The sequence below is a fragment of the Alienimonas sp. DA493 genome, assembly GCF_043951915.1.
Taxonomy (GTDB): Bacteria; Planctomycetota; Planctomycetia; order Planctomycetales; family Planctomycetaceae; genus Alienimonas.
The window spans coordinates 1-20,385 of record NZ_JBINJD010000092.1 but is presented as its reverse complement, the minus strand read 5'-3'; the positions used below and the strand labels follow the sequence as shown (position 1 = coordinate 20,385).

Genomic DNA, 20,385 nt, shown 5'->3' with positions numbered 1-20,385 from the left:
CACCCCCGGCCCCTCTCCCCCAAAAGGGGGGCGAGGGGAGGACGAGGTCTGCGGGCGTTAAAGAGAGGTGCATCGCCCTCTTCTTCCCTCTCCCCCAAAAGTGGGCGAGGGGAAGACGGAGTTCACGCCGTGCCCGCGGCCGCCTTCACCGCGGCGTCGTCCCACGGCAGGCCCCAGCCGGGGGCGTCGGGGACGGGCACCGTGCCGTCGGTCACCTCCGGGCTGCGGACGTACTCCTGGTAGCGGCCGAGGTTCGGGATCGTCGCCCGGACCATCGTGTCCGGATAGGCCGCCAGGCCGGCCCGCGGCGCGTGCGGGGCGAGGGGCAGCTTGGCGGCGTCGGCGAGGCGGGCGACCGTCAGCAGGCGGATCGCCCCGCCGACGTAGTACAGGTCCGGCTGCATCGGGCGGTACAGCTCGAGGTCCGCGAACCGCCGCCAGCGGGTCAGCATCGAATCCTGCTCCCCGCCGGCGAGGTCCAGCCGCACGCCCTTCGCGTCGAGTTGCTCCCGCACGCGGAGGGTCGCCTCCACGTCCCGCCAGTCGCAGGGCTCCTCCAGGAAGCCGACGCCGTAGGAGGCGAACCGCGTCGCCGCCCGCACCGCCTCGCCGGCCGTGTAGCTGCCGTTGGCGTCGAGGAGGATCTCCACGTCGTCGCCCCACGTCTGCCGGGCCAGGGCGACCATCGCCACGTCCCGGGCGTTCTGCTCCGGGGTGGTGTGCATCCGGCCGCCGACCTTCAACTTGACCGCCGTCGCCCCGGTCGCGGCGAGATCTTCGGACGCCTGCTCGACGGCCTCCTGCGGGGTGGTGTCCCGATCGAATCGGGAGAGATACACGTTCAGCCGCCGACGGCGCCGGCGGTCCAGCAGGTCGGTGCACCGCACCCCGGCCCGCCGGCCGAGCAGGTCCCAGACAGCCAGTTCGCAGTGGGCGACGGCGTTCCAGAACGGCATTCCGACGTACTTGTAGTGCCGCTCCGCGGTGTCCGCATGGTCGATCCGCTCCGGCAGATCGCGGGCGTCGGTCCCGACGAAGTACGGCACGGCGAGTCGGTCGAACAGCGACCGCACGTCCGCCAGCTTGCCGTGGGCCGGAACGACGCCGACGCCGCCGTCGGCGTCCGTCACGCGAACGGCCGGCGTGCCGTCGACCGCGACCACGTCGAACCGCGTCAGCATGATCGGTTCGGCGAACCGCAGGTGCAGGTCCGGCACGATCCCGCCGTGACTGGGATGGGCCGCCGCCGACCTCGGCCACGCCGCGGCGGCGAGTCCCGCGGCCCCCGCGGCAAGAACGGCGCGGCGGGTGCAAGGAAGGGGTGACGGCATCAACGACGGGCGGGCGGGCGGAAGGGGCGAATCAGTTTAGCGTTGGCCCCACCCCTCCGTCTGACGCCACACGCTCCGCAGCCCCCAGAGGGCGAACGACAGCGCGAACAGCTGCGAGACGCCCAGCAGCAGGATGAGGGCCTGTTCGAGTTCGACCTGCTCCATCGTCTGCCGGGTCTGCCCCGCGAGGAACATCAGCGCCACCCCGCACGCCGGGCCGACCGCCCCGCAAGCGCCGGCCGCCGTGAGCCAGCGTCGACCGGCGATCGGCTCGCCCCGGCGGCGGACGCAGCCGCACAGCAGCAGGGTCCACGCCGCCCCCAGCGCCACCACGATGGCGGCCATCAAATAGATCAGGGCTTCGCCGCTCACGGTGGGCTCCCCGGTTCGGCGTTCTCGGCCAGCCGGCGGGAGGCCGCGACCAACGCCGCCCGGGCCGCCAGGGCGACCAGCGCCAGCCCGAGGGGGAACAGGGCGGTCGCGTAGGGGACCGCGTCGTCGAGGGCCTCCTGCAGGACATCGATCCACCAGGGCATGATCGCGGTCTGCGAGAACGCCATCCAGACCGAGACCGTGGCCCCGCAGAGCAGGCAGACGGCGAAGGGCGTCAGTAGCGCCGCCGCGGCGACCGCCAGCCGACCGCCCGCCGTGCCCCGCCGCCACCGGCCGGCGCCGACGATTCCCAGCCAGCCCGGCGCCGCGGCTATCCCGAGGGCGATCAGCAGGATGCCGACGAGGATCGCAGGATCTCTCACCCCCGCCCCCCCCGGTCCGCGGCCGGCGGGTCGAACGGGGCGTCCAGGGCGTCGAGTTTCCCGCCGCCGCCCGCCGCGGCGGCGGCGACGTCCCGCGGGTCGACCGGGTCCTTCTCCGCCACCCGCCACGCCGCCACGAGCCCCCACAGCACGAGCCCCGGGCAGACGACCGCCCCCACCGGGAGGGCGAGCAGGAACAGGGCGAACTCCTCCGGCAGATCCACGCGGCCGCCGGTCGCCTCGACGAGCCCCAACGCCCCGCCGCCCCCCAGCACGACGCCCATCGCCGCCCCGAATCCGGCGCCGAGCATCACCCGCCCGGCCCCCGCCGCCCGGTCCGATCCGCCGCGCACGCCCCGCCGGGCGGCCGCCCAGACGAACGTGACGATCCACAGCCCGGCCAGCACGAACCCGGCCAGCACGAACGTGATCATCAACAGGACGACGCCCTCGTCGTTCACGACGGCCCCCCGGTCGGGGCGGCGTCGAGGGGGGCGACGTCGGCCGGGACGTCGCCCCGGCCCGCCGTCGCGAGGTCGGCCGCCCGCCACGCCGCCCAAAGGGCGGGGACCAGGGTCGCGTGGGCCGCGACGAGCAGCGCGAGCAGCGCCGCGACGGAGACCATGAGCAGCGCCTCCGCCCCGTCGCCGGCCGGACCGACGACGACCGTCCCGAGCCCGAGCCACACGACGATCCCGACCGCCGCGAGCGCGTGCAGCGCCGCGGAGGCCAGCGCCCACCCGCCGCCCGGCGTACCCCAGCGGCGGCGCCGCAGGCCCAGCGCCCCGGTCAGCAGGACCACGGCGGCCCAGTTGAGGACCCACATCCCGCCGAGCAGCACGACGAACAACCCGGCGAATATCATCCCGCTCTCCCGACGACGGCGGGTTCCGGCGGCGGGGCGGCGGCGAACATGCGACGGCCGACGGGGCGGGGACGGAACCACGCGAGCCTAACCCGCGGCCCCCCCGTCGTCCCCCGCTCCCGGAACGTCCCCCGGCGGGGGAACCGCAAGGGGTTCCCGCCGTTCGGCCGCCCGCCACGCCGCCAGGGTGCCGGCGAAGGTCAGCCCCGCGGCGAGTTGCTGGGTGACGACGACGCACCCCGCCAAGACCCACGCCGCCCCGTCCCGCAGCGTCGGCGCGAGGAGCGGCAGTGTGGCGAAGGACAGGCCGAGCGCTCCCCCGACGATCCGCCGCCGCGTCCCGGGGGGACGCTCCGCCGCCCCCTCGCCCTGCAGATAGGCGACGGCCAGTCCGGCCGCCCAGATCCCCGCCAGCGCCCCCGCGGTGGCCATCGACAGCGGGACGAGCCAGCGGTCGTTCATCGTCCCGGCTCCTTTCGGCGCCGCGGAGGCTCCGGCGCCGCGGCGGACGTGGCCGCGGCCCCGGCGGAGACGATCAGACCGAGCGAAACGATCCAGAGCGCCGGCAATCCGATCGCGGCAACCTCGAACCGCCACGCGAATTCGGGGTGCAGCCAGATCGGGGCGTCGTCCGCCCAGACGGCCCGCACGACGCACAACGCGCTGAGGAACGCGGGCAGCGCCGACCCGCACAGCGCCGCGGCGATCGCCCGCTTCCCGCCCGGCAACCCGGCGTCCCGCCGATGCCAGCCAGCGAACCCCGGCGCGGCCGCCGCCGCGAACCACAGCACGCACCACCCGCCGATCACGGCGGCCGTCAGCCGGTCGTTCATGCGGTCGACTCGTTCGGAGGGAAGGGGGCGTCGAGGGGGTTTGGCTCCTCGTCCGCGGCGGGCGGGTCGGGAGCGTCGAGCGGCCCGGTCGACTCCCAGCCCCGCCAGGCGAAGATCAACGCCAGCAGGCAGAGTCCCTGGGCCGCGGCGGTGAGCAGGGCGGCCGCGCGTTCCGCGGCGTCCTGCTGGCGGGCCGTGCCCCCCCACCGGTTGCTGGCCTCCGGCGACCAGAGGTAGGCGGCGACGATCGTCAGCGCCCCGGCGGCGAGTCCGCTGGCCCCCGCCGCGATCAACGTCCGCCACCCCGGCGGACGGCCGGAGGCGTCGCCGCGCCGCCGGCCCGCCGCGACCAGCGGAATGATCCAGACCGCCGCCAGCCCGACGCCGACCGCGAACCGTAACGCCACTGCGTCAGCCGGCTGCATGGCGCCCCTCCCGGTCGGAACCGCCCGGCGGGCGGACGCGGTCCAGCGTCCGCCACATCGCCGCGACGGCGGCGACGACCGCCAGTTGCGATCCGGCCCACAGCACTGGGGCGGCGTAATAGGCCGCGGCGGTCATCGCGGCGCTCAGCGCCGGTTCCTTCCAGCCCGCCAAAAAGAGCGTCAGCCCCGTCGCCCACGGCGCCAGCCCGGTTCCGAGTCCCAGCGCCCCGGCCAGCAACGCCCAGCGGCCGCCCGGCGCCCCCCGCCGCCAACCGCGAATGCCAAACACGATCGTCGCCGTGGTGATCACAAACCACCAGGACCAGATCCCGACCGTCGTCAATTCGCCCTCCCACAGACTCATTCGGCCGCCCCCCCGGCCGCGGGACGCCCGCACCGCCACACCGCCGCCAACCCGCACGCGGCGGCGAAGGCCAGCAGACGGGGGGACTCGACCCACCCATCGGACCAAAGGCGGAACTGCCAGCGCGTCGTGCTCCAGGTTAAGTCCTGCCAGAACAGGAGTTCCCAGACGAAGTCCTCGCAGGTCTCGATCAGGACGATGCCGGCCGCGACCGCCAGCAGCGCGGCGGCGAGCCGGTCCGTCGCCCGCAGCCGCACCGCAGCCCAGAGCAGCGCGGCCAGCCCCGCGGCGACCGGCAGGTTGACGAAGACGAACGCGAGCAGCAGGTCGGTGGGGAACGGGTCGGCTCTCATGTCTCGCCCCCCGACGTCGGGGCGGGTTCGTTCCGGCCGCGGGCGGTTCGCAGGGCGGCGACGGCGACCAGGGCGCAGACGCCCCCGACCGCCGCCCGGCCGGGGACGTCCGCGACGACCATGGACCAGACCTCGCCCATCGTCCCGGTCAGGCGCCGCTGGACGGCCCACTCGGTCTCCCGCCGGGTCTGTAAGACGCCCGCGGTGACGGCGAACAGCGGGGCGCTGAACAGCAGCGCCGCGACTCCGGCGAGCAGCCCGCGGGCGTCGGGGGCCAACGCGTGCGCGCCCCACCGCCCCCGGGCGGCGAACCAGCCGAACGCCAGCCCGACCGTCGACACCGGCCACCAGATCAGTTCGTCCCGCTCCAGCAGATAGCCGAACCCGGCGGTCCAGAGCACGAGCAGACAGGCGGCGCCGCCGGCGGCCCACACGACCCACGGCCGCCGCCGCGGGGCGTCCGCCCGGCCGAACGCCCACCACGCCGTCCCCACGACCAGCGCCGCGGCCGGTACGGCAAGCCACAGCGGGAGCGGTTCCGGCAACGTCACGAGATCGCCCCCGCGTGCGGCGCCGTTTCCGCCACGGCCCGCCCCGGCTCCGGCCGACCCGATGCCGGCCGACCCGATTCCGGCCGACCCGGCTCCGGCCGGCGTCGCAGGAACGCGGCCCCCAACCCGCAGGCCGCGGATGCCGGGAGCAGGGCGAACAGCGCCCAGTGCAGCTCGTCCTCCCATCCCGGCCAGCGCCGGACCCACAGCTGGAACGCCGACCGGCGCCCCCAGCCGCCGCCGTCCGTCGGGAACTCGGCGGCGTGACGGAGCAGCAGGAGGACACCGGCGGCGCACAACAACCCGGCGACCGCCCGGTCGTCCCGCCAGCGGCGGGCGCCCGCGGTCAGCAGGAGGCCGACGCCGATCAGAATCGCCAGCCGCGTGAAGGCGAAGGCGAGCACGGTTTGGTCGTACGTCATGCCCTCACGCCTCCGTCGGGGATACGGGCTCCGAGAACGGCTCCGCGGACGGCGGGCGCCACGCCGCGAAGGCGATCAGGCCGGCCGTGATCATCGTCACGACGCAGCCCAGCCCCTCGCCGACGAAATCCTCCAGCTCCCACGGCTGGACGCCGGCGGCTGCGGCGAGCCGGTCGGAGAGACGAAAGACCGACTCCAACACCGGCGCCAGCCGCGACAGGAACGGGGCGGCGATCATCAGGAGCACGGCCCCGGCGGCGAAGCGCCGCCCGGCCGGCGTGCCGCGGGTTCCCCTCAGCACGAACCAACTGCCCGCGATCCCGACCGCGACGACCGGCAGCCATTCGCGGGCGTGGCGGCTGAACAGGAACTCGAACCCGTCCCCCGCCAAGACCAGCCACGCCGCGGCGAACCCGGACAGCCACACCGCCGACGGCTTCCGCCGGTCCGGCTCGCCGGGCGCCGACGCCCGGCCGAACGCCCACCACGCCAACCCCAGACAGACCGCCGCCGCAACGATTCGGGCCGGCAGCGGGAACAGTTCGTAGAGCACGCCCTGATCGCTCAGATGACGAGTTCGTTCGGCGACGGGACCGGGCCGGCGTCCGCGGCCCGCCACGCTTTCACCAACGCCGCCAGCACGGCCACGTGCCCGAACAGGGCGAGAAAGCCGAAGGCGGCGTTCCAGATGCTCACTGTCCAGAGGAGATTCGCGATGGAGGACGCCGCCACCGCGGTGACGAGGTACGCCTGGTAGATCTCGCCGAGCAGCCGGGCCGCCGTGCAGACCGTCAAAAGGCCGAACCCGGCGACCGCCCACCGGGCCCCGTGCCGGCCCCGCACCCGCAGCGCAAACGTCAGCCCCGCCCCGGCCAGCAACAACCACGGCAGCGTCTGTCCCGCGCCGAAGAGCAGCATGACGAGTAACGTCGGCTGACTCATCGCGGTCCTCCGGGCGGTCAAACGAAACGCCGCCCGGGCGCGACGGCGCCCGGGCGGCGTGAGTCTAACAGCGGAGGCCGTCCGGCGTGCGACCGCCGGCGGTCGGTCAGTCGCCGGACGGAGCGACGCCGGCGCCGGAGAGGTCCTCGACGACCTTGTCGATCAGGCCGTACTCGGCGGCCTCGGCGGCGGAGAGGAACTTGTCGCGGTCGGTGTCCCGTTCCAGTTCTTCCAGGTCCCGGCCGGTGTGCTTCTGGAGGATTTCGTTCATCCGGCGCTTCGTGCGGATGACCTCCTTGGCGTGGATGTCCAAGTCCGTCGCCGTGCCCTGGAAGCCGGCGAGGGGCTGGTGGATCATGATCCGACTGTTCGGCAGGGCGTACCGCTTGCCGGCGGCGCCGGCGGTCAGCAGCAGGGCACCCATGCTCGCGGCCTGCCCGAGGCAGTAGGTCGCCACGTCGCAGGAGATGAACTGCATCGTGTCGTAGATCGCCATCCCCGCCGTCACCGACCCGCCGGGCGAGTTGATGTAGAAGTGGATGTCCGCCTTCGGGTCCTCAAACTGCAGGTAGAGGAACTGGGCGACCAGGCTGTTGGCGACCTGGTCGTTGACCTGGGTGCCCATGATGACGATCCGGTCCCGGAGCAACCGGGAGTAGATGTCCATCGCCCGCTCGTCGCGGCCCTGCTTGTCGATGACGTAGGGAACGAGGCTGGTCATGTCGGATGTCGGAATGCGGATGTGGGATGGAACGCGCAAGCGGAAGAGCGGAACGGTCAGGCCGGGGCGGGCGTCGCACGCTTGCGCGTCACATCCGACATCCCACATCCCCCATCCGACATTCCGGGCGTCAGCCCGGCGAGGTCTCGGCGTCGTGTTGCTTCTGGAGGACTTCGTCGATCAGGCCGTACTCGACGGCGGCGTGGGCGGTGAGGTAGCGGTCGCGCTCGGTGTCCCGGGCGATCGTTTCGATGTCCTGACCGGTGTGATTGGCGAGGATCTGGTTCAGCGTGTTCCGGGTCGAGAGGATGTCCTCGGCCTGGATCTCGATGTCGCTCACCTGCCCGCCGACTTCGCCGTGCGGCTGGTGGATCATCATCTTGGCGTGCGGCAGGGCGTAGCGTTTACCCTTGGTGCCGCCGGCCAGCACGATCGCCCCGCCGCTGGCCGCCAGGCCGACGCAGTAGGTGCACACGTCGCAGTCCACGAACCGCATCGTGTCGTAGATCGCCATCGTGGCGGTCACGCTGCCGCCGGGGCTGTTGACGTACAGGTGGATGTCCTGCTTGCGGTTCTCGCTTTGGAGATACAGCAGCTTCATCACCGCCAGGTTCGCCGACTCGTCCATGATCGGACCGGCGAGAAAGATGATCCGGTTCTCGAGGAGCAGGTCCCCGATGGTCATCTGGCGCTGCTGTTGCGGCCCGCCGCGGTTCATCTGCGGGCTGCGGGCCGGGTCGAACCCGCCGAGCCCGGCGCCGGAGAGCCCGTGTCCGGAGAGGTTGGAGAGGGGGTCGCGCATGGACTGTGTCGTTCTGAAAGGGGCGCCGCGGCGAACGGTCGGGCGGGAACTGTAGGAGCGCAGCGCCGGGTTCTCAACGCGCCGCACGGTCCGCACAACCGGCCCCGGCCCGAACAGGCCCCCGGCGCGCGGGGGAAACACGGGAAACGCCGGCGGGGCGCGGGGGACGGGGCGACGCGGCGGTTTGGGGGAGGCGCGGGTTCTGGGTCCTGCGCGCGCCGCCGTTAGACGTGGAACGCAGACCGGTCGGTCCCGGTCCCGCCGGCCGCCTCGCGGTCCGTCCGCGCCCGGTCCCTTCCAGCCCCCGCGCCGGGATATACTGGCAAGATGTCCGTTCCCGCCGCTCCCGTCGTCTCGCCGCCCGAGAGGGACGTTCCCGAGAGGGACGTTCCCGAGAGGGACGCCCCCACGGGTCGCCGCACCTACCGGCCGGGGCTCACCGTCGCGGATCTGAGCGAACGGTTCGGCCCGATCCCGGCGACCCGCGTGCTGCGGGAGCCGCCGCCGGGCGAGGCGACCGTCGCGGACTGGGAAGCCGCCAACCGCCGCGGGCCGGGGCTGTACGAACTGATCGACGGGACCCTGATCGAGAAGGCCGTGAGCGATCTGTCCTCCTCCATCGGCCTGACGATTGGAGCGTTGCTGTGGAACTTCGTGACCCCGCGACGCCTGGGTCACCTGCACGGGGCCGACGGGTTCTTCAACCTGCCCGACGGCCTGCGGGCGCCGGACGTATCCTTCACCCCCGCGGCGGATCGGCCGGACGGATTGGTGGCGCGGGGCTTTAGCGACGTGCCCCCGGCGTTGGTGGTCGAGGTGCTGTCTCCCGGCAACACCGCCCAGGAGATGCGTCGCAAGCGGGCGGTGTACTTCGCCGCCGGCGTGGTCCGGGTGTGGGAGGTGGATCCGGACACCCGCACCGCGACCGTCTGGCGGGGCCCGGACGATGCGGCGACGTTCCGCCACGATGATGTCGTGCCCGGGGAGCCGGTGTTGCCGGGCTTCGAGTTGAAGCTCTCCGACGTGTTTCCGGCGGGGTGAACCGCCCGTTTCCGCCGCCTGCGTCTCCCTCCGTCGCCCGGCGGGCGTTTAACGCGACGCTGCTCGCCGGCGGGGTCGTTCTCGCCTGTTGGCTGTGGTGGGACTGGTGGGTTCTGGAGTTCCGCCGCACCGAGCCGTGGCGGGCGGTCCTCGGCTGGTGGGGGGACGGGGTGGCGCTGCTGTGGTGCCTGTTCGCCCTGCTGGCCGGCCGGGCGAACCTGTCTTGGAACAGCGTCGGCCCGCCGCGGGTTCCGTTTGCCCGCCTGGGCGCCCTCGCAGACCGGCGGCGGGCGGCCCGGTGGGCCTGGGCGGGGATGCTGCTGAGCGTCACCGCGGACCTCGGCGTGACCGTCAGTCAGGCGTGGGCGGACCGCCAGGGCGAAGCCCGCAGCGTGGCGGTCCGCGGCCGCCCGCTCTCCGTCGAGGTCGGCCCGCCGGACAAGAACGGCGTCCGACAACTCCGGCTGCGGGTGCGCTTCCCGACCGCCGACGGGCCGCACGTCGGGGCGGTGGGGATTCGGTTCGACCCGGCCGTGAACCCGGACCTCTCCCCGGAACTGAGCGGCTGGCTGCGGCGGTCGATCCACGGGGCGGCCCTCCCGCCGAACCCGCCGGCGATCGACGTGCGCTATGACCCGGTCTGGCCGGGCCGGTTCTGGGTGGACGACGTCACGTGGGACGATTGGACCTTCGCCCGCTTCTTCCTGATGATCCTGCCGGCGGTTCAGGCCCTCTGGCTGCTGATGGACGCCCCCGGCGTGTTCCGCGGCGTGCTGGACGACACCGCCCTCTCCGCAATGGGCCCGTGGGCGGTCGCGATCGTCACCCTGCCGATGCTGATCTTCTGCGGCGTGATGCAGCGGATGGGGTGGTGAGGGGCGGGCCGCAGTCGCGATCGGCGGGCCGCGCGAACGGGGCTTCGGGGTCAACGCTCAGCCCGCCGCCGCGGGCGATCCAGGCGAGCAGTCCCAGCCCGGCGAGAAGCGGCAGGGCAGCGAGGCCGCCGACCGCGAGCAGCTCCGGGGCTTTTGCCGGCCGCCAGTTCAGCAGCACGCCTGTCTGCCACGCCAACCCGTGCAGCACGGCCAGCAGGGCGAACGCCCCACCCGCCCCCCGCCGGCCGGCCCGCACCGCCGCGAACCCGGCCGCGGCGCAGATCGCCCCGCCGAGGCCGGCGACGGTCAGGCTGCCGACGACCGCCAGCAGCCAGAGCGGGACCAACGCGGCCCATATCAAACCGACGTGGATCGGCCGCCCCTCCGTGACCGCGACCCCCACCCCCGCGACCGCCCAGACGACCAGCAGTGCGACGCCGAAGGTGAGGAAGAAGTCCCGCCAGCTCATCGACGGGGGCCGTCGCACGCCTTGCCCGGGCCGGGCCACGGGGGGCGGGTCGGGCAACGGCTCGCTCATCCCACGTTCAGCCCCGTCAGCGTGCCGGTCCCGCTGGCGAAGCGGTCGGTCTCCACGCCGAGGGCCTGCAACATGGTGACGTACAGGTTGCACAGCGGCGGGTGGTCCTCCTTGTCGAAGGCCAGGTGCCCGGCGTGCTTCACGCCGAGGGCCGAGCCGCCGGCGAGGAGCATCGGCATATTCCGCGTGTCGTGCATCGAGGCGTCGCCGAGGTTCGAACCGAACAGCACCAGCGTGCTGTCCAGCAGCCGACCGCCCGCCCCGCCGACGTCCGGGGTGTCGGCGAGGGAGTCGAGGAACCCGGCCAGCAGCCGCATCTCCTCCAATTCGATGTGGCGGAGCTGCGCGATCTTCTCCGGATCCTTGCCGTGGTGGGAGAGGTTGTGCCAGTCCACGTCGATCCCCTCCAGCGGGGGGACGAGGTTATTGCCGGAGAGCATCAGCGTGATGATCCGGGTGCTGTCCGTTTGCAGGGCCAGCCGCATCATGTCGTACATCAGCGTTTGCTTGGCGACGAAGTCGGCCCGGTCCTCCACGTCCGTCGGCTTCGGGTAGTCCACCTTGGGTTTCGGCCGGGCGATCCAGGCCTCCGAGGCCTGCATCCGCCGTTCGAGTTCCCGCACGCTGGTGAAGTACTGATCCAGCGTGCGCCGGTCGCCGGCCGGGCTGCGGTCGCGCAGGCGCTTGGCGCGGGCGGCGACCACGTCCAGCACGCTGCGGCCGTCGGCGATCGCGGCGGTGCGGGCCCGCTTCTGTTCCGCCGACCCGTCCAGGAACAGCGCCTCGAACAGCTGGCTGGGGCTGTTCTGGGCCGGGATCTGCACGCCGGCCCGGGTCCAGCTGAGGCTCGGCCCGGCGATCCCAAGCGTCAGGTGCGGGAAGCGGGTGTCCGGATTCAGGTAGTCCAGCGCGTACTGGTCGAGGCTGATGCTGTTCTTGAAGTTGGCCGACGCCGGGTCCGGGGCGGCGGTCAGGAAGCTGGCCTCGCTGCTGTGCCCGCCGTCGACCTCCGGGTGCGACAGCCCGCTGAACACGGTGAAGTCGTCCCGGTGCCGGGCCAGCGGTTCGAGGTACGGCGACAGCTTGTAGTCGCGGCCGGTTCCCTCCGGGGTGAACAGCGGTTGGTGCAGGCCCAGCGTGGCGCAGAGGCAGACCATTCGCCCCGGCCCGCGGCCGTCGGCGGCCCGCAGCGCCCCCGGGGCGAAGCGTTCCAGCAACGGCAACGCCAACGCCACGCCGGCGCCGCGGAGGAGCGTGCGTCGGGAGAACGGGCGGCGGGCGGCGGGGGCGAACATGGACGTCAGAGAGGGGGTATAGAAGAGGAGAAGGCGACGGAGGGGCAGCGGCGTGTGCGGGGCAGCGGCGCGGGTCAGCGGCGCTTGAAGGCGTCGCTGCACACCGTCGCCAGCAGCAGGGTGCGAAGGCCGTAATCGTCCGGGGCGGCCTCGTCGAGAATCGCGTCGATCGCCCGACGGTCCGCGAAGCCGCAGCCCTCGCCGGTGCCGTAGATCAACCACTTTTCCGCCAGACTGCGGGCGAGTTGCCGGTCGTCCTCGGCGAGCAGCGCCTTGAACTCCTTCAGGTTCGAGAAGGACCGGCCGTCCGGCAGGACGTCCGCGGGGTCGACCTCCAGCGCCAGGAAGACGCGAACCTTCCGGTTGCCGACGAACTTTTCGATCCGCTCCCCCGGGCCCCGCGGCAGGCGGTAGCGTTCGCGGTAGGTGCCGACCACGTCGAGCTGCTCCATCGCGAAGCCGGCCGGGTCCATCTTCTTGTGGCAGGTCGCGCAGGCCGGGTCGGCCCGGTGGGCGGCGAGCACCTCGCGGATCGTCTCCGCCCCGCGGATGTCCGGCTCCACGGCGGGGATGTTCGGCGGCGGGGGCGGGATCGGCTGGCCGAGGATCGCGTCTATCACGAATTGTCCCCGAAGCACCGGGCTGGTGTGCGTGCCGTTCGCCGTCACCTTGGCGATCGCCGCCTGCGTGAGGAACCCGCCCCGCACGCTGTCCGCCGGCAGCGACACCTTCTTGAACCCCACCGGGTCCAGCCCCAGCGCCTCCGGGTCGAAGCCGTAGTGGATCGCCAGTCGGGCGTTGAGGATCGCCCAATCGGCGTCGGCGATTTCCCGGGCCGGGCGGTTCTCGTCCAGCATGTATTCGAAGGTGCGGCGGGTCTCCTCGACCATCGCCGGGTGCAGCGCCTCGTCGTATTCCGGCGCCAAACCGGGGTCCGGCACGCTGGCGTCGATCCAGGCCAGATCGAGCCACTGGTTGAGGAAGTCGTGGTTGAACCGCTCGTGCTTCGGGTCCGCCAGCAGTCGCTCCGCCTCGGCCCGGTAGACGGCCGGGTCGCTGATCGAGCCGTCGTCCGCCTTCGCCCGCAGTTCGGCGTCGGGGATCGACCCCCACAGCATGAAGCTCAGCCGGCTGGCGAGCGCGTGCGGCTCCAGCGGTTGCGGGGTCGGCTCCACGCCCTCCGGCGACGGGGCGAAGTCCGCGTCGCGGCCGGATTCGCCGCCGATGGTGAGGAAGGCCGGGTCGCAGAGGATCGCCGTCACGCCCAGCTTCATCACCTCGCCGAAGGTCACGCCGGCGTCGAGGCGTTCGTCCAGCAGGGCGAAGAGTTCGTCCAGCTCGCCCTCCTTCAGCGGCCGGCGAAACGCCTCCGTCGCCAGCCGGGTCAGCAGGCGGCGGACGTCCTCGTGCGGCGCGTCGGAGTGAACGGCGTAGGTCTTCTCGATCCAGTGTTTCCCCTCGGACTCCGCCCGGTTCGTCCAGACGACCGGGTTGTCGCCGAAGAGCGCCCGGTAGGCCGGCGAGGGCGTTTCCTCCATCAGCGGGCCGGTGATCTCCACCCAGCGGATCGCGACCGCGTTCTCCGTGGAATGCGGCGGCGTCTCCTGCCGGATCCTGTAGCCGACGTCGTAGGGGACGAACTTCAACGTCTCGCCCTCGGCGAAGCTGACTTCGAACTCCGCCGGCTCCGGCTCCCAGTCCGCCGGCGGGTCGACCGGCTTGGGCAGGGCGGCGAAGTGGTCGACCAGCGTCTTGGTGCGGTCCGACGCTTTGAATTCGCCTTTGAACGCCCGGTACACGACCGGCTCCGCCTTGGCCGGGTCGTGGTTGAACGCGTAGGCGCTGACCTTCACCCGGTAGCGGCCGGGGTACTCGCAGGAAAAGCTGCGGAGTTCGGTCGGGGCGTAGTTGGGCTCGAAGGCGGCGAGGGCGTCGTCCAGCACGAGCAGCACCGGGTTGCCCGGTCTGCGAATGTTCTCGTACTTCTTGTGCGTCAGGTAGCTGTGCCGTTCGGTGACGGTGTCCGGCTGGGGGCGAATCAGCCCGGCGGCGTCCACCGCGACGCCGGCCGCCTCCAGGTAGCCGTCGACGAGGACGGAACTGGTGCCCAGCGCGTCGACGGTGCGGTCGAACCCGTGGGCGACGCCGTCGCCCGGCAGGAGGCCCGCCAGCGGGACGTCGATGTGCAACAGGTCGTGGACCGCGTGCTCGAACTCCCCGCGGGTCATCCGCCGAAGGCGGGTGCGGCCCTCTTCGCACTGCCGCAGGCGGTCGGCCTCGTGCAGCATCTCGGCGAGGGCGGCGACGGCGTGCCCGCGGACGGTCGCGGACGGGGCGTCGCCGGCGTCTTTCGGCGGCATCTCGCCGCTGTTCATCCGGTCGTGCACCTTGATCAACGCCGCCAGCGTCTCGTCGTCCAACCGGCCGCCGTCGGCGGACAGCTCCAGGGCGGCGGCGTCGAGGCGGAACTCGTTCTCCGCGTAGAACTCCCCGTGGCAGTCCACGCAGAACCGGTCCAGCAGCGGCCGGAGGGCGGCGGGGTCGACGCCGCGTTCCGCCGCGACGCCGGAGCCCCCGCAGACGGCGGCGCAGCAGGTCAGGGCGACGGCGAACGAACGACGAATCACGGGCGAAGCACGAAGGAGGCGCGCGAGCGGACCGTCAATTCTACCTGCCGTTTCGCCCTCGCGCAGAGGGGCTTTCACCGACCAGGGGCTTTCGCCGCGGCGGGTCTTGGAGTCGGTTGATCCCCCAGCCCCGGGGCCCGGATCGACGAGTGCGGGCGCCGTTTCGGCCGGTGCGGCCTACACTGCGGCGTGTCCGCTTTCGACGCCGCCGCCTTCCCCCCGGACGACCGGCCCCCCGCCGGGCGGTTCGCCCCCGCGCCGCCGCCGGAGGAGGAGCCGGACCCGCTGGCGTTTCTGCCCGTCCTGCGAACCTGCCTGAACCGGCTGATCGCGGTCGCGGCGCTGTGGTGCCTGTGCGCGGCGGTCGTCTGGCTGTGGTGGCCGCAGTGGCGGGCGGATTTTTCCCGGACCGAGCCCTGGCTGGCGGCGCTGAGCTGGTGGGGCGAGATCGCCACCGTGTCCTGGACGACGGCGGCGATCCTCACCGGCCGGCTGACGTGGTCCGGCGGGCGGGGCTCGAAACGGCCGGGGGAGAACGTCCGCACGCTGGCCGTCGCCGGGGTGCTGCTGAGTTTGGCGGCGGACCTGTGCGTCACGCTGGGCGGGTTCTGGGCCGACCGGCAGGCGTGGGAGGACGCGGAACCGAGCTTCGGCCGGGCCGTCGCCGCGGAGCGCGTCCCGGCCGACCGGCGGGGGAGCGTCGACGTGCGGCTGCGGGTGCGGTTCTTCCTGCCCGCCGCCCCCGAGCCGCCGTTCCTGCGGTGGCACGAGGGAACGACCACCGTCCGTCTGCCGCGGCCGCCCTACCTGCCGAACCGGGAGACGATCGGCCCGGATCGGCTGCCCAGGTCGGTGGCCGTTTGGGCTTGGAACCGCGCCCACGGGGCGCCGCCGGGGCAATCGGACCTCGTCCCGGTGCGGTACGACCCGGGCCACCCGGGGCGGTTTTGGGTGGGCGATCAGGAGTGGGACCGCGGCGCCCCCAGCCGGCTGCTGCTCGCCTTTTTGCCGGTGCTCCAGGCGGGCATGCTGATCGTCTGGCTGCGGGACGCCCGCGGCGGGACGACGCTCGACCCGGTGAACCGCTTCCTCGCCCGGCACCTGCCCGCCTTCCCGCTGGCGACCGAACTGCTGTTCCTCGGCGGCTGGGGCCTGCTGGAAAACGGCTGGCTGAGCTGACCGGGGTTCGAAGAGCGCAGGTGAGTGAAGGTGAGTGAAGACGTCCCGGTTCGCCGCAGAGCCGACCGCCCAAAACCTGGGTTCCCCTGGCGGCCGCGGCGGTTCTAGGGTCGCCGCGTGCGCCGCTTTCGTCCCGCCGCTCCCCTCGCCCTGCTGACCGGCGGTCTGGTCGTGGGCGGACTGACCGGCTGCGCCGCCTCAGACGACGCCGCGGCCTTGCGGGGGGATCTGCTCCGCACGCAGGACGTGCTGACCCGCACGCAGATGGAATTGCGGGACGCCCGGGCGGAACTCGCCGCGGCGGAACGCTCCGCCGAGACCCTCCGCGCCCGGTTGGAGGCCGGCGGGGCCGTCGTCGCCGAGGCCCCGGAGCAGACCCGGGCGCTGGGCCGCGTCACCCAGCTGACGGTCTCGAAGCTGCTGACCGGCGGACTGGACCGCGACGGGGAACCGGGGGACGAAACGCTCGCCGTGGTGCTCGCTCCCGCGGACGCCGGCGGCGATCCGGTGAAGGCGTCCGGGGCGGTGAGCCTGGAACTGGTGGACCTCTCCGCCCCGCACGGCCGGCGGCAGGTGGGCCAGTGGACCTTCGACGCCGCCGAGGCCGCCGAGAAGTGGCGGAGCACCGCCCTGGGGGCCGGCTTCCGCTTCCGCCTGCCGCTCGCCCCGCGGTCGGCCGGCGGGACGGGTCCGGAGCGGCTGCACCTCGTCGCCCGGTTCGAGGCGGCCGACGGCCGACAGTTCGACGTAACGCACCCGGTAAAGGTGAACCGCCGCCGGTCCGACGGCGCCGACATGCCCCCGCCGGCGCCGGTCCCCTTCCCCGAGGACGTCCCCCCGGCGACGCTCCCCGCGGCGGCCCCGACGCCGGCCGCGGCTCCGGCCGACGATCCCTTCGCCCCGCTGCCGGCCGCCCCCGAACCGAGCGCCCCCGACACGGTCGCCCCCGAAACAGTGGTCCCCGAGACGGTCGTGCCGGACCCGTTCCCCGTGGCCCCTCCGCCCGCGGAGGAGTCCGCCGGTCCGGCGCCGCCCGCCGTCGCCGAGACCCCGGCGGACCCGTTCCCGCCCGCCGGGGACGATCCGTTCGCGGAGTTCTGAGGGGCCGGCTATCGTGACGGCTCCCCCCGCGAGCCGCCGCCGTGTCCGACGCGTCTGAATCGTCGTCTTCCTCGTCCCCCGCCGAGCTGCCGGCGGAGTCGTTGCCGGCGGAGGCGCTGGAGGACCTGGAGAACGCCGTCGAGGTGCTCGAGTACCGCGGGATGCTGCGGCAGATCTCCGACGCGCTCGGGGCCCGGTTCGAGCGGGCCGTCGAGTTCCTGCCGGACATCGCGCAGGACAAGGTGGAAGAGGTGACGAACGCCTCGCTGAAGGCGGCGCTGAACGTCGCCGTCAAGACGATGGACAAGAAGTCCGAGGCCGCCAGCTGGGACCTCTCCCACAAACTCGCCGGGGCCGCGGTGGGGATGGTCGGCGGAGCGTTCGGCCTGCCCAGCGCGCTGGTCGAGTTGCCGCTGTCCACCACGGTGATGCTCCGCAGCGTGGCGGACATCGCCCGGGCCAACGGGGAGGACCTGACGAAGCTGGAGACCCGGCTGGAGTGCCTGAACGTGTTCGCCCTGGGCGGCGGCATCCCGGAGGGCGGGGCCGAGAAGGCCGACGACGGCTACGACAGCGCCTACTTCGCCACCCGCATCGTGCTCGCCCAGGAGATCGGAGCGGCGACGAAGAGCATCGCGGCGAAGGGGCTGGCGGACGACGCGGCCCAGCCGGTCGTGAAGTTTCTGTCGAAGATCGCCGCCCGCTACGGCATCACCGTCTCCGAAAAGATGGCGGCGATGGCCGTGCCGATCCTCGGGGCCGCGGCCGGGGCGGCGATCAACGTCGCCTTCACCAGTCACTTCCAAAGCGTCGCCCGGGCCCACTTCTCCGTCCGCCGTCTGGAGCGGGAACACGGCCGGGCGCTGGTCGAACGGGAGTACCTGCGACTGGCGAAGAAGCTCAACGCCTGAGCGTGCTTCCGCTCCCCCGGTTCGCCGGGCCGGTCGGCGAATCCGGGGCGGTGGGAGCGGCTCTCCAGTCGATCGTGCCGGCGAAGTGCGGATTGACCGATTTCGGGGCCGGACGGATACTGCCACGAAGGGTTCGTGGCCGAAAGACGGCAGCGGGCGCCGTCCGCGCCCCGCCGGATTCCCGCCCGGCGCCCCCCCGCCCCGCCCGAGTCAGCCCGCCATGCTTCGCCCCGCTCCCCGTTCGTACTTCCCCGAACGCGTCCGGCCGGCGCTGCTCGGCCTGGCCGCCGGGTTGGCCGGGCTGCTCGCCGCGCCGGCCGACGGGGCGGCGCAGATCTACTACGGCACGCCGCTGTCCGGCGGGCAGAGCTTCCAGCAGGGCGGCGCGGTCGCGGTCGCCACCACCCGCGACGACTCCTGGGCGAAGGAGCTGTTCAGCGAAACGGAGCACGACTTCGGCGTCGTCGCCCGCGGGGCCCTCACCCAGCACCCGGTCACCATTACGAACACGACCGACCGCACGGTCCACATCAGCAGCGTGGGCGCCAGCTGCACGTGCGCCTCCGGCTCCGTCGACAAGCAGACGCTCGCCCCCGGCGAGAGCGCCACGCTCACGCTGGAGATGAACACCCGGCAGTTCCACGGGAAGAAAGACTCCAACGTCATCGTGAACTTCGACGCCCCGCGGTACGCGGAGGTCCGCATCCCGGTGTCGATGTACTGCCGCAAGGACGTCGTGTTGACGCCCGGCGAGGTGAACTTCGGCGCCGTCGAGAAGGGCGCTGGGGCGGAGCGGACCGTGCAGATCGCCTACGCCGGCTACGCCGGTTGGCAGATCCGCGGCGTCGAGGGCGGCGGCAAGCTGCTGGAGTCCGAGGTGAAGGAGATCGGCCGCACGGCCTCCGGCGCCGACTACGCCCTGCGGGTGAAGCTCTCCCCGGACGCCCCCCCGGGGCCGATCCGCGAGCGGCTGACGCTGATCACCTCCGACGCCAACAACCCCAAGGTGCCCGTGCTGGTCGAGGGCGAGGTCGAGGACGACATCACCGTCCGCGACGTGGACCTCGGCACGCTCGCCAGCGGTCAGACCAAGCGGTTCAACGTCGTGCTGCGGGGCAAGGAGCCGTTCAAAATCAACGGGATCGTCTGCGAGGGCAAGGACGGCGACAACTTCGGCATGAAGCTGCCGGACGCCGAACGCCCCGTGCACGTCGTCCCGATGGAGTTCACCGCCCCCGACCGCAGCGGCGCCTACGAGGAGACCTTCACCGTGGACGTCGAGGGCCGCGAGGACCCGGTCGTCTTCCACGCCCGCGGCCGCGTGCTCGGCGGCTGAGCCGTCGGCGAAATCAGGGCGAACCGGCGGGAATCCAGCGTCCCGGGCCCTCCGCGGGTCCGGGACGCTTCGCTGCGCGGGCTCGGATGAGGCGGAGCGAAGCGGCGGGTATCCTGCCGGGATGACCGCCGACGTGCTCACCCTCACCGCCCCGAACGGGGCGACCGCCGAGATCGCCCCGCAGCGGGGCTTCAACCTGTTCCGCCTCGCCCTGCCCGTGGAGGGACAGGACGAGCCGGTCGAGACGCTCGCCGCGGAGGCGGACTTCCCCGCCGGCGGCAAGCCGTCGCACAGCGGCATCCCCCTGCTGTTCCCCTTCCCCAATCGCATCAAGGGCGGGGAGTTCACCACGGATCAGCAGTCCGAACACCTCCTCCCGTTGGGCGACGGCCCGGGCGAGGCGAAGTCCGACGGGAACGGCAACGCGATCCACGGCTTCGCCTTCGACCGCGCCTGGACCGTCACCCGGCAGAGCGACAACTCCGCGACGGCGGAGTTCCTCATGTCCAAAAACGATCCGGACCGGGCCGCCCTCTGGCCCGGCGATGGCCGGCTGACGGTCTCCTACCAACTGACCGACGCCGGCCTCCGCTGCGATCTGACCGTCGAAAACCTCGGCGACGACCCGCTGCCCTTCGGCCTCGGCACGCACCCCTACTTCAAGCTCCCCGTGGGGGCTGAGGGCAAGGCGGCCAACTGCACCGTCACCGTGCCCGCCGCCGCTCGCTACGAACTGGTCGGCGGCGTCCCGACCGGTCAGGTGATCGATCTGGAGGCGGATTACGACCTGCAAAACGGGCCGGCGTTCGGCGGGTTGAACCTCGACGACGTCTACACGCGCGTTGCGGAGAAACCGGACGAACCGGGGGTGATCGAGTCGGTCATCGCCAACCCGGCGAACGGTCTGCGGCTCGTGCAGCGGTGCGACGCGGCGTTCCGCGAGCAGGTCGTGTTCACTCCGCCCTGGTTCCGCGAGGGCGACGCCGGTTCGATCTGCATCGAGCCCTACACCTGCGCCACGGACGCCGCGAACCTCGCCGGCCGCGGCGTCGACGCCGGCTGGCGCACGCTGGCCCCGGGCGACCGGTTCGAGACCTGGTTCGAGATCGCGGTCTTGT

Annotated in this window: 26 protein-coding genes; 7 read left to right on the top strand and 19 right to left on the bottom strand. The window is 73.0% G+C overall.

Annotation, left to right across the window (positions count from 1 at the left end; all coding sequences use genetic code 11):
* Positions 1–122: 122 nt before the first annotated feature.
* From ACG2DA_RS14410 to ACG2DA_RS14335, 16 genes are all read right to left on the bottom strand, one after another.
* Positions 123–1,331, bottom strand: coding sequence for an enolase C-terminal domain-like protein (locus ACG2DA_RS14410; RefSeq protein ID WP_395256483.1), 1,209 nt, complete (start codon positions 1,329–1,331; stop codon positions 123–125).
* A gap of 36 nt (positions 1,332–1,367) precedes the next feature.
* Positions 1,368–1,703 carry a hypothetical protein gene (locus tag ACG2DA_RS14405; protein WP_395256482.1) on the bottom strand — a complete coding sequence of 112 codons (336 nt, stop codon included), beginning with the start codon at positions 1,701–1,703 and terminating at the stop codon, positions 1,368–1,370.
* Positions 1,700–2,086: a hypothetical protein gene (locus tag ACG2DA_RS14400; protein WP_395256481.1), complete on the bottom strand. Its 387-nt coding sequence runs from the start codon at positions 2,084–2,086 to the stop codon at positions 1,700–1,702. Before ACG2DA_RS14400 ends, ACG2DA_RS14405 begins: the two co-directional genes overlap by 4 nt.
* Complete coding sequence (locus ACG2DA_RS14395) at positions 2,083–2,547, bottom strand: hypothetical protein (protein WP_395256480.1); 465 nt, start codon at positions 2,545–2,547, stop codon at positions 2,083–2,085. The genes ACG2DA_RS14400 and ACG2DA_RS14395 overlap by 4 nt, the downstream gene beginning before the upstream one ends.
* Complete coding sequence (locus ACG2DA_RS14390; protein ID WP_395256479.1) at positions 2,544–2,951, bottom strand: hypothetical protein; 408 nt, start codon at positions 2,949–2,951, stop codon at positions 2,544–2,546. Before ACG2DA_RS14390 ends, ACG2DA_RS14395 begins: the two co-directional genes overlap by 4 nt.
* A gap of 87 nt (positions 2,952–3,038) precedes the next feature.
* Complete coding sequence (locus ACG2DA_RS14385) at positions 3,039–3,413, bottom strand: hypothetical protein (protein WP_395256478.1); 375 nt, start codon at positions 3,411–3,413, stop codon at positions 3,039–3,041.
* Positions 3,410–3,784, bottom strand: a complete 375-nt coding sequence (locus ACG2DA_RS14380) for a hypothetical protein (protein ID WP_395256477.1) — start codon at positions 3,782–3,784, stop codon at positions 3,410–3,412. Before ACG2DA_RS14380 ends, ACG2DA_RS14385 begins: the two co-directional genes overlap by 4 nt.
* Entirely contained in the window at positions 3,781–4,209 is a 429-nt protein-coding gene (locus ACG2DA_RS14375; RefSeq protein WP_395256476.1) for a hypothetical protein, read from the bottom strand. The genes ACG2DA_RS14380 and ACG2DA_RS14375 overlap by 4 nt, the downstream gene beginning before the upstream one ends.
* Positions 4,196–4,573: a hypothetical protein gene (locus ACG2DA_RS14370; RefSeq protein ID WP_395256475.1), complete on the bottom strand. Its 378-nt coding sequence runs from the start codon at positions 4,571–4,573 to the stop codon at positions 4,196–4,198. Before ACG2DA_RS14370 ends, ACG2DA_RS14375 begins: the two co-directional genes overlap by 14 nt.
* On the bottom strand, positions 4,570–4,926 hold the full coding sequence (locus ACG2DA_RS14365) for a hypothetical protein (RefSeq protein ID WP_395256474.1): 357 nt from the start codon (positions 4,924–4,926) through the stop codon (positions 4,570–4,572). The genes ACG2DA_RS14370 and ACG2DA_RS14365 overlap by 4 nt, the downstream gene beginning before the upstream one ends.
* Complete coding sequence (locus ACG2DA_RS14360; protein ID WP_395256473.1) at positions 4,923–5,471, bottom strand: hypothetical protein; 549 nt, start codon at positions 5,469–5,471, stop codon at positions 4,923–4,925. The genes ACG2DA_RS14365 and ACG2DA_RS14360 overlap by 4 nt, the downstream gene beginning before the upstream one ends.
* A 2-nt stretch (positions 5,472–5,473) precedes the next feature.
* Positions 5,474–5,899 (bottom strand): hypothetical protein, encoded by a 426-nt coding sequence (locus tag ACG2DA_RS14355; RefSeq protein WP_395256472.1) that lies wholly within the window; start codon positions 5,897–5,899, stop codon positions 5,474–5,476.
* Positions 5,900–5,903: 4 nt separating this feature from the next.
* Positions 5,904–6,452 (bottom strand): hypothetical protein, encoded by a 549-nt coding sequence (locus tag ACG2DA_RS14350; RefSeq protein WP_395256471.1) that lies wholly within the window; start codon positions 6,450–6,452, stop codon positions 5,904–5,906.
* An 11-nt stretch (positions 6,453–6,463) separates the two neighbouring features.
* Complete coding sequence (locus tag ACG2DA_RS14345) at positions 6,464–6,817, bottom strand: hypothetical protein (protein ID WP_395256470.1); 354 nt, start codon at positions 6,815–6,817, stop codon at positions 6,464–6,466.
* A 130-nt stretch (positions 6,818–6,947) separates the two neighbouring features.
* Complete coding sequence (locus ACG2DA_RS14340; RefSeq protein ID WP_395256469.1) at positions 6,948–7,562, bottom strand: ATP-dependent Clp protease proteolytic subunit; 615 nt, start codon at positions 7,560–7,562, stop codon at positions 6,948–6,950.
* A 130-nt stretch (positions 7,563–7,692) separates the two neighbouring features.
* Positions 7,693–8,280, bottom strand: coding sequence for a ClpP family protease (locus ACG2DA_RS14335; RefSeq protein ID WP_395256484.1), 588 nt, complete (start codon positions 8,278–8,280; stop codon positions 7,693–7,695).
* A gap of 411 nt (positions 8,281–8,691) precedes the next feature.
* Here ACG2DA_RS14335 and ACG2DA_RS14330 point away from each other — a divergent pair, with 411 nt between their 5' ends.
* Both ACG2DA_RS14330 and ACG2DA_RS14325 read left to right on the top strand, forming a co-directional pair.
* Positions 8,692–9,405 carry a Uma2 family endonuclease gene (locus tag ACG2DA_RS14330; protein WP_395256468.1) on the top strand — a complete coding sequence of 238 codons (714 nt, stop codon included), beginning with the start codon at positions 8,692–8,694 and terminating at the stop codon, positions 9,403–9,405.
* A complete protein-coding gene (locus ACG2DA_RS14325; RefSeq protein WP_395256467.1) occupies positions 9,402–10,280 on the top strand; it encodes a hypothetical protein in 879 nt (292 codons plus the stop codon). Before ACG2DA_RS14330 ends, ACG2DA_RS14325 begins: the two co-directional genes overlap by 4 nt.
* Here ACG2DA_RS14325 and ACG2DA_RS14320 read toward each other — a convergent pair.
* From ACG2DA_RS14320 to ACG2DA_RS14310, 3 genes are all read right to left on the bottom strand, one after another.
* Complete coding sequence (locus ACG2DA_RS14320; RefSeq protein WP_395256466.1) at positions 10,228–10,818, bottom strand: hypothetical protein; 591 nt, start codon at positions 10,816–10,818, stop codon at positions 10,228–10,230. The genes ACG2DA_RS14325 and ACG2DA_RS14320 overlap by 53 nt on opposite strands.
* The gene (locus ACG2DA_RS14315; RefSeq protein ID WP_395256465.1) at positions 10,815–12,113 is read right to left on the bottom strand and encodes a DUF1552 domain-containing protein; all 1,299 of its coding nucleotides are present in this window, start codon (positions 12,111–12,113) and stop codon (positions 10,815–10,817) included. Before ACG2DA_RS14315 ends, ACG2DA_RS14320 begins: the two co-directional genes overlap by 4 nt.
* Before the next feature lie 74 nt (positions 12,114–12,187).
* On the bottom strand, positions 12,188–14,740 hold the full coding sequence (locus ACG2DA_RS14310; RefSeq protein WP_395256464.1) for a DUF1592 domain-containing protein: 2,553 nt from the start codon (positions 14,738–14,740) through the stop codon (positions 12,188–12,190).
* A 189-nt stretch (positions 14,741–14,929) separates the two neighbouring features.
* On the opposite strand from ACG2DA_RS14310, the gene ACG2DA_RS14305 reads away from it, so the two are divergent.
* The 5 genes from ACG2DA_RS14305 to ACG2DA_RS14285 all read left to right on the top strand — a co-directional run.
* Positions 14,930–15,919 (top strand): hypothetical protein, encoded by a 990-nt coding sequence (locus tag ACG2DA_RS14305; protein WP_395256463.1) that lies wholly within the window; start codon positions 14,930–14,932, stop codon positions 15,917–15,919.
* Between the two features lie 117 nt (positions 15,920–16,036).
* Positions 16,037–17,020, top strand: coding sequence for a hypothetical protein (locus ACG2DA_RS14300; RefSeq protein ID WP_395256462.1), 984 nt, complete (start codon positions 16,037–16,039; stop codon positions 17,018–17,020).
* A 41-nt stretch (positions 17,021–17,061) separates the two neighbouring features.
* Entirely contained in the window at positions 17,062–17,931 is an 870-nt protein-coding gene (locus ACG2DA_RS14295) for an EcsC family protein (RefSeq protein WP_395256461.1), read from the top strand.
* Positions 17,932–18,151: 220 nt separating this feature from the next.
* The gene (locus ACG2DA_RS14290; protein WP_395256460.1) at positions 18,152–19,267 is read left to right on the top strand and encodes a DUF1573 domain-containing protein; all 1,116 of its coding nucleotides are present in this window, start codon (positions 18,152–18,154) and stop codon (positions 19,265–19,267) included.
* Positions 19,268–19,388: 121 nt separating this feature from the next.
* The coding region (locus ACG2DA_RS14285) for an aldose 1-epimerase (RefSeq protein WP_395256459.1) at positions 19,389–20,385 on the top strand (997 nt) is incomplete at its 3' end.